The 12,357-nt window shown below is 61.0% G+C and carries 11 protein-coding genes; 9 read left to right on the top strand and 2 right to left on the bottom strand.

The window, feature by feature from the left end; genetic code table 11:
- Positions 1–16: 16 nt before the first annotated feature.
- Both AC3I65_RS24065 and AC3I65_RS24060 read right to left on the bottom strand, forming a co-directional pair.
- Positions 17–781, bottom strand: coding sequence for a TOBE domain-containing protein (locus AC3I65_RS24065; protein ID WP_047228119.1), 765 nt, complete (start codon positions 779–781; stop codon positions 17–19).
- 57 nt (positions 782–838) lie between these two features.
- Positions 839–1,579: a double zinc ribbon domain-containing protein gene (locus AC3I65_RS24060; protein ID WP_047228118.1), complete on the bottom strand. Its 741-nt coding sequence runs from the start codon at positions 1,577–1,579 to the stop codon at positions 839–841.
- 91 nt (positions 1,580–1,670) lie between these two features.
- On the opposite strand from AC3I65_RS24060, the gene bioB reads away from it, so the two are divergent.
- From bioB to AC3I65_RS24015, 9 genes are all read left to right on the top strand, one after another.
- Positions 1,671–2,726, top strand: a complete 1,056-nt coding sequence (gene bioB, locus AC3I65_RS24055) for a biotin synthase BioB (RefSeq protein ID WP_047228117.1) — start codon at positions 1,671–1,673, stop codon at positions 2,724–2,726.
- Between the two features lie 151 nt (positions 2,727–2,877).
- Positions 2,878–4,056 (top strand): 8-amino-7-oxononanoate synthase, encoded by a 1,179-nt coding sequence (gene bioF, locus AC3I65_RS24050; protein WP_047228116.1) that lies wholly within the window; start codon positions 2,878–2,880, stop codon positions 4,054–4,056.
- Entirely contained in the window at positions 4,049–4,780 is a 732-nt protein-coding gene (locus AC3I65_RS24045) for an alpha/beta fold hydrolase (RefSeq protein ID WP_076383417.1), read from the top strand. Before bioF ends, AC3I65_RS24045 begins: the two co-directional genes overlap by 8 nt.
- Complete coding sequence (gene bioC / locus AC3I65_RS24040) at positions 4,773–5,585, top strand: malonyl-ACP O-methyltransferase BioC (protein WP_047228114.1); 813 nt, start codon at positions 4,773–4,775, stop codon at positions 5,583–5,585. The genes AC3I65_RS24045 and bioC overlap by 8 nt, the downstream gene beginning before the upstream one ends.
- Entirely contained in the window at positions 5,582–6,265 is a 684-nt protein-coding gene (gene bioD, locus AC3I65_RS24035) for a dethiobiotin synthase (protein WP_076383418.1), read from the top strand. Before bioC ends, bioD begins: the two co-directional genes overlap by 4 nt.
- Positions 6,266–6,373: 108 nt before the next feature.
- Complete coding sequence (locus tag AC3I65_RS24030) at positions 6,374–6,670, top strand: pyrroloquinoline quinone biosynthesis protein PqqE (protein ID WP_107323009.1); 297 nt, start codon at positions 6,374–6,376, stop codon at positions 6,668–6,670.
- Positions 6,671–6,945: 275 nt separating this feature from the next.
- Positions 6,946–8,751 (top strand): phenylacyl-CoA dehydrogenase, encoded by a 1,806-nt coding sequence (locus AC3I65_RS24025; RefSeq protein WP_047228111.1) that lies wholly within the window; start codon positions 6,946–6,948, stop codon positions 8,749–8,751.
- A 334-nt stretch (positions 8,752–9,085) separates the two neighbouring features.
- Positions 9,086–10,375 (top strand): GGDEF domain-containing protein, encoded by a 1,290-nt coding sequence (locus tag AC3I65_RS24020; RefSeq protein ID WP_047228110.1) that lies wholly within the window; start codon positions 9,086–9,088, stop codon positions 10,373–10,375.
- Between the two features lie 91 nt (positions 10,376–10,466).
- Entirely contained in the window at positions 10,467–12,263 is a 1,797-nt protein-coding gene (locus AC3I65_RS24015) for an acyl-CoA dehydrogenase C-terminal domain-containing protein (protein ID WP_487777160.1), read from the top strand.
- The last annotated feature ends 94 nt before the right edge of the window (positions 12,264–12,357 follow it).

Here is a 12,357-nt window from a genome sequence, read left to right as displayed (position 1 = left end):
CTATTGTTGCAGCGCGCTACAGCGGTGTGCCGAGCAGCACATTTGTCGGTGAAAACGCGACGTGCACCGCAGAACCGGTAGCCAGGTTTCGCTCATGCAATTGGAGCGGATCGGCCAGGGCGCACAATGTCTGGCCGTTGGGCAGGCCGATACGCACTTCACTGGGGCCGTCTTCGGCGGCGGCAACCTGCTCGATCACGCCGCGCAACGTGTTGATTCCCGATTGCTCCGCTGACTCGATGGGGTGCAACTCCAACCAGCCGGCCTTGATCAGGGCCACCACTTCGGTGCCGATAGCCAGCTCCAGGCGTAAGGTGCTGTCATGGGTGATTTGCGCCTCGATGACCAGACCCCGGGCCAGTTCCAGGCGTACCCGGTCATTGTGGCCCTGGGCCTCGATCCCCAGGACTTTGCCATGCAGTTGATTGCGCGCGCTGGTGCGCAGCATCAAGCGACTGAGCAGGCCCAGATCCCCGGCGTCCTCGCTGGCTTCCAGTAACTGCGCCTGCAGCGCTTGCAAGCGCTGATACAGACGCAGCACGCGTTGCCCCTCCTCTGACAGCTTGGCGCCGCCACCGCCCCTGCCGCCGACGCTGCGTTCCACCAGCGGCTGGTCCGCCAGGTTATTCAACTCGTCGATGGCATCCCACGCCGCCTTGTAGCTCAGGCCCGCGCTCTTGGCGGCGCGGGTGATCGAGCCTTGTTCGGCAATGTGCTGCAACAAGGCGATGCGTTGTGGGCGCCGGACGATGTGCTGGGTCAGGAGCGGGGGCAATGACATGATGGAGAACTGCGCCAAGGAATCATGAGCGGACGTTGGCGCCTCGCAGGCGGCGCGTCAAGCCGGCTCACCGGGTTTCGGCGTGCGGGCCAGGCAATACACATCGACCCGGGCGGCGCCGGCATCCAATAGTAGGCGAGCCAGCGCCTGGGCTGTGGCGCCGGTCGTGAGCACATCGTCGACCAACGCCAGATGACGGTTGCCGAGCACGGCGTCGGGTGTGATGGCAAAGGCTTGACGCAGGTTTCGGCGCCGGGCCCTGGCATCGAGTGCCTGCTGGGCGGGGGTGTCCAGGACGCGCCGCAGCAATTGTTCTTCGCAAGGGATCTTCAATGTCGCGCTGAGCCAGCGTGCAAGCATCGAGGCCTGATTGAAACCCCGTTGACGCAAGCGCCGATTGGCAAGCGGTACTGGCACCAGTGCGTCGGGTGGCTCCAGTCCTTCATTGAAGTGATGCTGCAGGGACTGCGCCAGCAGTTCGCCCATCAACCGACCGAGCGGCCATTTGGCCTGATGTTTGAAACGTGCGATCAGGCTGTCGATAGGAAAGTCGTAGGCCCATGGCGCCAGGACCCGCTCGAAGGCTGGCGGTTGAGTGGCGCACTGGCCACAACGCAGCCCGGCCATGGGCAGTGGCAAGGCGCAGATACTGCACTGGTCACCGAGCCAGGGCAGTTCGCTCTCGCAGGGGGTGCAAATGGGTTGGGGCGTATCGGTGGTTTCGCCACACAACAGACAAGATTGTTTGTTTTTTAACCAGATGTAAACCGGTCCATCGTATCGTGGTTGACAGCGCATGACTCTTCCTTAAATATGCCGAACATCCGTGTCGCGCCTGTGGGTATTCCATGTCCCCAGGTGCCAGCCAAGCATAATCAAGGAAATGCCCATGAGCGCCAGCACCACTGCCAACCTGCGTCATGACTGGTCTTTGGCCGAAGTCAAAGCTCTCTTCGTCCAGCCCTTCAATGACCTGTTGTTCCAGGCGCAGACCGTGCACCGCGCGCATTTCGACGCCAACCGCGTCCAGGTGTCCACGCTGCTGTCGATCAAGACCGGCGCCTGCCCGGAAGATTGCAAATATTGTCCGCAGTCCGGCCACTACAACACCGGGCTGGAAAAAGAAAAGTTGCTGGAAGTGCAGAAAGTCCTCGAAGAGGCCGCCCGTGCCAAGGCCATCGGCTCGACCCGTTTCTGCATGGGCGCGGCGTGGAAGCATCCGTCGGCCAAGGACATGCCTTATGTGCTGGAGATGGTCAAAGGCGTGAAGGCCATGGGCCTGGAGACCTGCATGACCCTGGGCCGCCTCGATCAGGACCAGACCCAGGCCCTGGCCCAGGCCGGCCTGGACTACTACAACCACAACCTCGACACGTCGCCGGAGTTCTACGGCAGCATCATCACCACTCGTACCTACAGCGAGCGTCTGCAAACCCTGGCTTACGTGCGAGATTCGGGGATGAAGATCTGCTCCGGCGGCATCCTGGGCATGGGCGAGTCCCTGGACGATCGCGCCAACCTGCTGATCCAGCTGGCGAACCTGCCGGAGCATCCGGAATCGGTGCCGATCAACATGCTGGTAAAAGTCGCCGGCACGCCACTGGAAAACGCCGAAGACGTCGACCCGTTCGATTTCATTCGCATGCTCGCCGTAGCGCGGATCCTGATGCCCAAGTCTCATGTGCGCCTGTCCGCCGGCCGCGAAGCGATGAACGAACAGATGCAGGCCCTGGCATTTTTCGCCGGTGCCAACTCGATTTTTTATGGCGACAAACTCCTGACCACCGCCAACCCGCAAGCCGACAAGGACATGCAACTGTTCGCTCGCCTGGGCATCCAGCCGGAGGCCCGCGAAGAGCATGCTGATGAAGTGCATCAGGCGGCTATTGAACAGGCGCTGGTGGAGCAGAAGAGCAGCGAGCAGTTCTACAACGCCGCCCTCTGAGCTGACGCAAAAAAAATGTGGGAGCGAGCCTGCTCGCGATGGCGATGGAGCATTCAACATTTGTTGACTGGCACGCCGCTATCGCGAGCAGGCTCGCTCCCACAGGGGGATCTCCTCCAGTCTTTAAATAGCGGTTCACCCCGAGGCCTGCATGCCCTTCGATCTCGCCGCACGCCTGACTGCCCGTCGTGCCGAAAACCTCTATCGCCAGCGCCCGCTGCTCGAAAGCCCGCAGGGGCCAGAGGTGGTGGTGGACGGCCAGCCGCTGCTGGCGTTCTGCAACAATGATTACCTGGGCCTGGCCAATCATCCACAAGTGATCGAAGCCTGGCGCGCCGGTGCGGCGCGATGGGGCGTGGGTGGCGGTGCTTCCCATCTGGTGATCGGCCACAGCGGGCCTCATCATGCCCTGGAAGAAGCCCTGGCTGACTTGACTGGCCGCCCGCGGGCACTGCTGTTCACCACCGGCTACATGGCCAACCTTGGCGCTGTCACCGCACTGGTGGGGCAGGGTGATACGGTGCTGGAGGATCGACTCAACCACGCTTCGTTGCTCGACGCCGGGTTGCTGTCCGGCGCGCGCTTCAACCGTTACCTGCACAACGATGCCCAGAGCCTGGCCAACCGTCTGGAGAAAGCCACCGGCAATACGCTGGTGGTCACCGATGGTGTGTTCAGCATGGACGGTGACATCGCCGATCTGCCGGCCCTGGCCCGTGCAGCCAGGGCCAAGGGCGCCTGGCTGATGGTCGATGATGCCCACGGTTTCGGCCCGTTGGGGGCCAATGGCGGCGGGATCGTCGAACATTTTGGCCTGAGCCAGGATGACGTGCCGGTATTGGTCGGCACCCTGGGCAAAGCCTTCGGTACTGCCGGTGCTTTTGTCGCCGGCAGTGAAGACCTGATCGAAAGCCTGATCCAGTTCGCTCGTCCCTACATCTACACCACCAGTCAACCGCCGGCTCTGGCCTGCGCTACGCTCAAGAGCCTTGAGCTGCTGCGCAGCGAGCATTGGCGGCGCGAACATTTGCAGGTGCTGATCCGCCAGTTTCGCCACGGTGCCGAGCAGATCGGCCTGCAATTGATGGACAGTTTCACGCCGATTCAGCCGATCCTGATCGGCGATGCGGGGCGGGCGATGCGCTTGTCGCAGATGCTGCGTGAGCGGGGACTGATGGTCACTGCGATCCGCCCACCCACCGTGCCGGCCGGCAGCGCTCGTCTGCGCGTGACCTTGACCGCCGCTCACAGTGAGGCTCAGGTGCAGCTACTGCTGGAGGCATTGGCCGAGTGTTTTGCACAACTGGGACCGGAGCCAAGCCATGCGTGATCGACTGATATTGCTGCCTGGTTGGGGCTTGGGCGTTTCCCCGCTGGAGCCTCTGGCGGCTGCGCTGCAAGGGCTCGATGAACATCTGCGGGTCGAGATCGAGCCGTTGCCGGCACTGACCTCAAGCGACCTCAATGAATGGCTCGATGAGCTGGATGCCACATTGCCCCAGGATGCCTGGTTGGGTGGCTGGTCGCTGGGCGGCATGCTGGCCGGCGAGCTGGCGGCGCGTCGGGGCGAGCGCTGTTGCGGCTTGTTGACCCTGGCGAGCAACCCTTCTTTCGTGGCCCACGATCAATGGCCGAGCGCGATGGCCGGTGAAACCTTTGATGGGTTTCTCGCCGGGTGCGCCGCCGACCCGCGCCAGACCCTCAAGCGCTTCAGTTTGTTATGTGCCCAGGGTTGCAGCGATCCGCGCGGCTTGTCGCGATTGTTGCTGGCGGGTGCGCCTGTCACTTCGCCCGATGTGTTGATGGCCGGGCTCGAGCTGCTGGCGCAACTGGATACCCGCGCCGCCTTGCAGGGCTTCGGCGGCCCGCAGCTCCACGTGTTTGCCGGGCTCGACGCCCTGGTACCGGCTGAGGCAGCGGGTGAATTGCTGGTGTTGCTGCCCGATGTTGAAATCGGTCTGATCGAACAGACCGGCCACGGATTCCCTCTGGAAGACCCCCACGGTGTGGCGGGGGCGATTCAGGCTTTTTTGCATGAGTCCGATGATGACTGATTTGTCTGTTGCCAAATTGCCCGGTGCCTTGCCGGACAAGCGCCAGGTGGCGGCCTCGTTTTCCCGGGCGGCGACCAGTTACGACAGCGTGGCCGAGCTGCAGCGCGACGTAGGCCAGCAGTTGCTGGACCGGCTGCCTGCTTCGATCATGCCTGAGCGCTGGATGGACCTGGGTTGTGGCACCGGCTATTTCACGCGGGCGCTGGGTACGCGCTTCGGCGAGGTGACCGGGTTGGCGCTGGATATCGCCGAAGGTATGCTCAACCATGCTCGCCCTCAGGGCGGGGCTGCGCACTTTATAGCCGGTGATGCCGAGCGGTTGCCCTTGCAGGCCTCCAGCTGCGATCTGGTGTTCTCTAGCCTGGCGGTGCAGTGGTGCGCGGATTTTGCCTCGGTGTTGAACGAAGTCCATCGGGTTTTGAAACCCGGTGGCGTGTTTGCCTTTACAAGCCTTTGCGTCGGCACGTTGTACGAACTGCGCGACAGCTGGCGTCAGGTGGATGGCCTGGTGCACGTCAACCGTTTTCGCGGGTTCGAAACGTATCAACAGCTATGTGAGGCCAGCGGGCTGAACGTTATCAGCCTGGAAAACCGTCCCCATGTGATGTATTACCCGGACGTGCGCGGTCTGACCCATGAATTGAAAGCCCTCGGCGCCCACAATCTGAACCCCGGCCGGCCCGGCGGGTTGACGGGCAGGGCGCGGATCCTCGCACTGGTTGACGCTTACGAACAGTTTCGTCAGGTACAGGGTTTGCCCGCGACCTACCGGGTGGTTTACGCCGTGCTGGAGAAACCGCTATGAGCCAGGCTTATTTCATCACCGGTACCGACACCGACGTGGGCAAAACCACCGTCGCGGCTGGCCTGCTGCATGCTGCGCGACAGGCTGGCATGTGCACCGCCGCGGGTAAGCCCGTGGCCTCTGGTTGTGAAGTAACGCCCAAGGGCCTGCGCAACGCCGATGCCTTGGCGCTGTTGGCCGAATGCTCGGTGCCGCTTGAGTATGCCCAGGTCAATCCGGTGGCTTTCGAGCCGGCCATCGCGCCTCACCTGGCCGCTCGGGAAGCCGGCGTGGCCTTGACTGTGCAATCGTTGCTGGGGCCGATGCGTGAAGTGTTGGCCTTGGAGGCCGATTTCACTCTGATCGAAGGCGCGGGCGGCTGGCGCGTTCCGCTGGCCGATCAGGACAACCTCTCGGACTTGGCGATGGCGCTGGGGCTACCGGTGATCCTGGTGGTGGGCGTGCGCCTGGGCTGCATCAGCCACGCCCTGTTGACCGCCGAGGCCATCGCCCGGGACGGCCTGCAACTGGCGGGTTGGGTGGCCAATATCATCGACCCCAAGACATCGCGGCTGGAAGAAAATCTGGCGACCCTGGCCGAACGCCTGCCGGCGCCGTGCTTGGGGCGTGTGCCGAGAATCAAGGGCATCACCGCCGAAGCCGTGGCTGCGCATCTGCACCTGGATTTGCTGGACTACTAAGGTTTTCACTATGACAAGGCACTGTGCCATTAGTGTTTTTGTCGGGTCTTTTCCCCAGGCTTCTGTTTCAATGTCCGCTGTCTACCCTTCAAGAAGACGAGTTCTGCCATGGAAATCTCAGGAAATACCGCGTTCTATGCCGGTCTGAGCACTATTCAGACAGGGCAGAACCGTGTCGATCAGGCCTCGAGCCAGATTGCCAACAATACGATCGAGCGTTCGGTCACCAGCCAGTCGTCCGAACTGCAAGCCGATCGCTTGCGGTCGGTGGATCGCAGCCAGCAATCGGACTTGGCCAGCAACATGGTTGAAATGTCCCAGGGCAAATTTCAGGTCGAACTGGGCGTGAACGTGGCCAAGGCTTCCGATGAAATGCTCGGTACGTTGATCGACACTTTCGTCTGATTCTCTACTTCAGGTTTGTCAAAACGCCGCGATTATTCGCGGCGTTTTCGTCTCTAACTCCTTCTGGCTCAACTAATCTTTTCCTACGGACGCTGTGAGTGTTTCGCTGCGGTGAATTGCTGTGCCTGGGATTTTTTCAGGGACGATGACGAACGGCAAAAGATCGACGCTTGACAAGATTTAGGCGTAAACGTATGTTTCAAACAACTGTTTGACCGTCACAACAAATCCATGCGGTCGTTCATTCCCGGTTACATCAGCAGAGGTTTATCGCTATGCCTGACTACAAGGCCCCCTTGCGTGATATTCGCTTCGTTCGTGACGAACTGCTTGGCTATGAAGCGCACTATCAGAGCCTTCCGGCTTGCCAGGACGCAACGCCAGACATGGTTGACGCCATTCTTGAAGAAGGCGCCAAGTTTTGTGAGCAGGTGCTGGCACCGCTGAACCGTGTGGGCGACATCGAGGGCTGCACCTGGAGCGAATCCGGTGTGAAGACCCCGAGCGGCTTCAAGGAAGCCTACAAGCAATTCGTCGAAGGCGGCTGGCCAAGCCTGGCCCACGACGTTGAGCATGGTGGTCAAGGCCTGCCGGAGTCCCTGGGCCTGGCGGTCAGCGAGATGGTCGGCGAAGCCAACTGGTCGTGGGGCATGTACCCAGGCCTGTCCCATGGCGCGATGAACACTATTTCCGAGCACGGTACGCCCGAGCAGCAAGAGGCCTACCTGACCAAGCTGGTTTCCGGCGAATGGACCGGGACCATGTGCCTGACCGAGCCGCACTGCGGCACTGACCTGGGCATGCTGCGCACCAAGGCCGAGCCTCAGGCCGACGGTTCGTACAAGGTCAGCGGCACCAAGATCTTCATTTCGGCCGGCGAACACGACATGGCCGACAACATCGTCCATATCGTTCTGGCACGCCTGCCGGACGCTCCGGCCGGTACCAAAGGTATTTCGCTGTTCATCGTTCCTAAGTTCCTGCCTAACGCCGACGGCTCCATCGGTCAGCGCAATGCGGTGAGCTGCGGTTCGCTGGAACACAAGATGGGCATCCACGGCAACGCCACTTGCGTGATGAACTTTGACGCGGCCACCGGTTTCCTGATTGGCCCGGCGAACAAAGGCTTGAACTGCATGTTCACCTTCATGAACACCGCACGCCTGGGCACCGCGCTGCAAGGCCTGGCTCACGCCGAAATCGGCTTCCAGGGCGGTCTGAAGTACGCCCGTGACCGTCTGCAAATGCGTTCCCTGACTGGCCCGAAAGCGCCGGACAAGGCTGCCGACCCGATCATCGTGCACCCCGACGTGCGTCGCATGCTGCTGACCATGAAGGCCTTCGCCGAAGGTAACCGGGCGATGGTTTACTTCACTGCCAAGCAAGTGGACATCGTCAAGTACGGCGTCGATGAAGAAGAGAAGAAAAAAGCCGATGCACTGCTGGCGTTCATGACGCCGATCGCCAAGGCGTTCATGACTGAAGTCGGCTTCGAATCGGCCAACCACGGCGTGCAGATTTATGGCGGTCACGGTTTCATCGCCGAGTGGGGCATGGAGCAGAACGTTCGCGACAGCCGCATTTCGATGCTGTACGAAGGCACCACCGGCATCCAGGCCCTCGACCTGCTGGGCCGCAAAGTGCTGATGACCCAGGGCGAAGCGCTCAAGGGCTTCACCAAGATCGTTCACAAGTTCTGCCAAAGCAACGAAGGCAACGACGCGGTCAAAGAGTTCGTAGAACCTCTGGCTGCGCTGAACAAGGAATGGGGCGAGCTGACCATGAAGGTCGGTATGGCGGCCATGAAAGACCGCGAAGAAGTTGGCGCGGCCTCGGTGGATTACCTGATGTACTCCGGTTACGCCTGCCTGGCCTACTTCTGGGCTGACATGGCGCGCCTGGCGGCGGAAAAACTCGCCGCCGGCACCACCGAAGAAGCTTTCTACACCGCCAAGCTGCAGACCGCGCGCTTCTACTTCCAGCGCATCCTGCCACGCACCCGCACTCACGTGGCAACCATGTTGTCGGGCGCCAACAACCTGATGGACATGAAAGAAGAAGACTTCGCACTGGGTTACTAAGCCTTACGCGGTTCTTCTAAAAAAGCCGCTGCTTCCTTCGGGAGCAGCGGCTTTTTTGCGCCTGACCGCAACCCCTGTGGGAGCGAGCCTGCTCGCGATGACGGCGGCATATCCAACATCATTGTGGGCTGACCCACCGCTATCGCGAGCAGGCTCGCTCCCACAGGAGTTGTTGGCAATCGTGGAACAACATTCATCCAACAAAGCCCTAAGAAAACATCCCCCCCTGCCGTTACAAGGATGGCAGTGTGACATCTGTCACATCTCGCGTGCCTTAATGCCCCAGTAGCAGGCACAATGCCATCTTTGATCAGCCGGGTCGGAGCTTTTACCCTTGCCGCGTTCTTCCGCTGTACGTCTCAGTCATTTCCTACCGTCATTGGTGCTATTGCTGGCGGGGCTTGCGGCTGCCTACGTCAAGGATCTCAATGTCTTTTTCACCTCCCTGTTCAACGTTCTTCCTACATTGGTGTTGTTGCTCGGAGGGGCGTACTGCGCCGTTTACCGACGTCAGCGTGAGCTGTTTCTGATGATCACGGTGTACATCGCCTATTTCCTGCTGGACACCCAGACCGACTTCTATCGCGACAACGGCAAGGTGCGCGATGACGCAGCTGTGGTGTTTCACCTCGTCTGCCTGTTGTTGCCGCTGTTATTTGGCCTGTTCGCCGCGTGGCAGGAGCGGACTCATTTGTTCCAGGACATGGTGGCGCGGTTCGCGGTGCTGCTGATCTTTGGAAGCGTGGCGCTGGCCCTGGAGCAAAGTTTTCCCCAGGCACTGCTGTTGTGGCTTTCGGAGATCCGCTGGCCAGCGTTGCACGGTGCCTGGATGAGCCTGATCCAGTTGTCCTACCCGGTGTTCATCGCCGCCTTTGTGTTGCTGGCCTGGCAATACTGGCGCCATCCGCGACCGTTGCATGCCGCGCAATTGGTGGGTTTGCTCGGCGTGTTCTGGATGTTGCCCAAGACCTTCATCCTGCCATTCACCCTGAACATCATGTGCAGCCAGGTGATGCTGATGATCGCGGCGGCGGTCGCCCACGAGGCTTATCAGATGGCGTTCCGTGACGAACTGACCGGCCTGCCGGGGCGTCGGGCACTGAATGAGCGCATGCAGCGCCTGGGTCGCAATTATGTCTTGGCGATGAGCGACGTGGACCATTTCAAGAAATTCAATGACACCCACGGCCACGACGTGGGCGACCAGGTGTTGCGTCTGGTCGCCAGCAAACTGTCGAAAATCAGCGGTGGCGGTAGGGCTTATCGCTACGGTGGAGAGGAATTTGCGCTGGTATTCGCAGGAAAAACCATCGAAGAGTGCATGCCTCATCTGGAAGTCATTCGCGAATCCATCGCGAACTACAGCATCCAGCTACGCAATCCCGACAGTCGTCCCCAGGATGATCAACAAGGTCGCCAGCGTCGTGCCGGTGCCGGGGCATCCAGTGTATCGGTGACGGTCAGCATCGGTGTGGCCGAGCGCATCGAACAGCGCACCCCCGAAGAAGTGCTCAAATCCGCTGACCAGGCTCTCTACAACGCCAAGGGAGCCGGGCGTAACTGTGTGATTGCCTATGGGCAGAACCGTCGCGGTGCGGTGCGCATGGAAGCGGCCGCGGGTTGAGTGATGATGGCGCATTCAGCGTCTGGACTGTGATTGTGAGCCTCGGTGGCCGGCAGTAGGTTTGAACGACCTGTTACCGGAGAAGACCACCATGCCCGAGTACAAAGCCCCGCTGCGCGACATGCGCTTTCTGATCGATCACGTCTTCGATTTCCCTGGCCGCTATGCCGAACTGGGCGCCAGCGATGCCAGCCCGGACATGGTCAGCGCGATCCTCGAGGAAGGCGCCAGGTTCTGTGAGAATGTGCTGGCGCCGCTCAATCGCTCCGGTGACGAAGAAGGCTGCCATTTCGACAACGGCGTGGTCACCACGCCTACAGGCTTCAAGCAGGCGTTCGCACAGTACGTGGAGGGCGGCTGGCACGGCCTGGCGGCGGACCCGACTTACGGCGGCCAAGGATTGCCCAGTTCCCTGGGCCTGGTCATCAGCGAAATGGTCGGCTCTAGCAACACCTCCTGGGGCATGTACCCGGGCCTGACCCATGGTGCGATGTCGGCCATTCATGCCCACGGCACCGAAGAGCAGAAACAGGCCTACCTCACCAAGCTCACGGCCGGTCAATGGACCGGCACGATGTGCCTCACCGAAGCCCATTGCGGCACGGACCTGGGCATCATCAAGACCCGAGCCTTGCCTCAGGCCGATGGCAGCTACGCGATTACCGGCAGCAAGATTTTCATTTCCGCCGGCGAACACGACATGAGCGACAACATCATTCACTTGGTGCTCGCCAAACTGCCGGATGCGCCTGCCGGGACCAAAGGTATCTCGCTGTTCATCGTGCCCAAGTTCCTGCCAGACGCCAGTGGCGAAGCGGGACCGCGCAATGGCGTCTCCTGCGGCTCGATCGAGCACAAGATGGGCATCAAGGCGTCCGCCACCTGCGTGCTTAATTTCGACGGGGCCAAGGGATTCTTGATCGGCGAGCCGAACAAGGGTCTGAACTGCATGTTCACCATGATGAACCATGCCCGGCTGGGCACCGGCATGCAGGGCCTGTGCCTCGGGGAAGCGAGCTTCCAGGGCGCGATCAAATATGCCAACGACCGTTTGCAGATGCGCTCGCTGACCGGCCCCAAGGCGCCGGAAAAAGCCGCCGATCCGATCATCGTCCACCCCGATGTGCGCCGGATGTTGCTGACCATGAAAGCCTTCAACGAGGGCAACCGGGCGCTGACTTACTTCACCGCGCAACTGCTGGATATCGCACACCTGAGCAGCGACGAAACCGCCCGCCAGGAGGCCGAAGACCTGCTGGCGTTCCTCACCCCGATCTGCAAGGCTTTCATGACCGATACTGGCCTGGAAGTAACCAACCACGGCATGCAGGTGTTTGGCGGCCATGGTTTCATTCGTGAGTGGGGCATGGAACAGCTGGTGCGCGACTGCCGTATTGCGCCGATCTATGAAGGCACCAACGGCATCCAGGCCTTGGATCTATTGGGGCGCAAGGTGCTGGGCAGCCAGGGCAAGTTGCTGCGAGGGTTCACCAAAATCGTCCATAAGTTCTGCACCGCCAACGCTGAACATCCGCAGCTCAAGGATTACGTCGCGCAACTCAACGGGCTCAACCAGCAATGGGGCGAACTGACCACCCGGGTTGGCATGGCGGCCATGAAGAACCCCGATGAAGTCGGCGCCGCTTCGGTGGACTATCTGATGTACAGCGGTTACATCATCCTGGCCTATCTGTGGTTGCGCATGGCGTTGGTGGCCCAGGCGCAACTGGATGCAGGCGAAGGTGATGCGGATTTCTGCCGGGGCAAACTGGCGACCTGTGAGTTTTACTTCAAGCGCCTGCTGCCAAGGACCGCTGCCCATCGGGCCGCGGTGGAGGCGGGGAGCGATTGCTTGATGAAGCTGCCGGCGGAGTTGTTTGCCCTCTGATGTGAGGGGGGACAAAGATCGCAGGCTTCGCCAGCGCCTACAGACGTGCGCATATTCCCTGTAGGAACTGGCGAAGCCTGCGATCTTTTCTGTG

This window comes from Pseudomonas sp. N-1-13 (assembly GCF_057787095.1).
Note: the sequence above shows the minus strand (reverse complement) of the source record. Positions and strands in the feature narration are given on the sequence as shown.

Bases quoted from the DNA above. Each gene is read 5' to 3' on its own strand.
- bioC (WP_047228114.1), top strand. From the start codon at position 4,773: ATGACTGATTTGTCTGTTGCCAAATTGCCCGGTGCCTTGCCGGACAAG.
- AC3I65_RS24065 (WP_047228119.1), bottom strand. From the start codon at position 781: ATGTCATTGCCCCCGCTCCTGACCCAGCACATCGTCCGGCGCCCACAA.
- bioB (WP_047228117.1), top strand. From the start codon at position 1,671: ATGAGCGCCAGCACCACTGCCAACCTGCGTCATGACTGGTCTTTGGCC.
- bioF (WP_047228116.1), top strand. From the start codon at position 2,878: ATGCCCTTCGATCTCGCCGCACGCCTGACTGCCCGTCGTGCCGAAAAC.
- AC3I65_RS24060 (WP_047228118.1), bottom strand. From the start codon at position 1,579: ATGCGCTGTCAACCACGATACGATGGACCGGTTTACATCTGGTTAAAA.
- AC3I65_RS24015 (WP_487777160.1), top strand. From the start codon at position 10,467: ATGCCCGAGTACAAAGCCCCGCTGCGCGACATGCGCTTTCTGATCGAT.
- AC3I65_RS24045 (WP_076383417.1), top strand. From the start codon at position 4,049: ATGCGTGATCGACTGATATTGCTGCCTGGTTGGGGCTTGGGCGTTTCC.
- bioD (WP_076383418.1), top strand. From the start codon at position 5,582: ATGAGCCAGGCTTATTTCATCACCGGTACCGACACCGACGTGGGCAAA.
- AC3I65_RS24030 (WP_107323009.1), top strand. From the start codon at position 6,374: ATGGAAATCTCAGGAAATACCGCGTTCTATGCCGGTCTGAGCACTATT.
- AC3I65_RS24025 (WP_047228111.1), top strand. From the start codon at position 6,946: ATGCCTGACTACAAGGCCCCCTTGCGTGATATTCGCTTCGTTCGTGAC.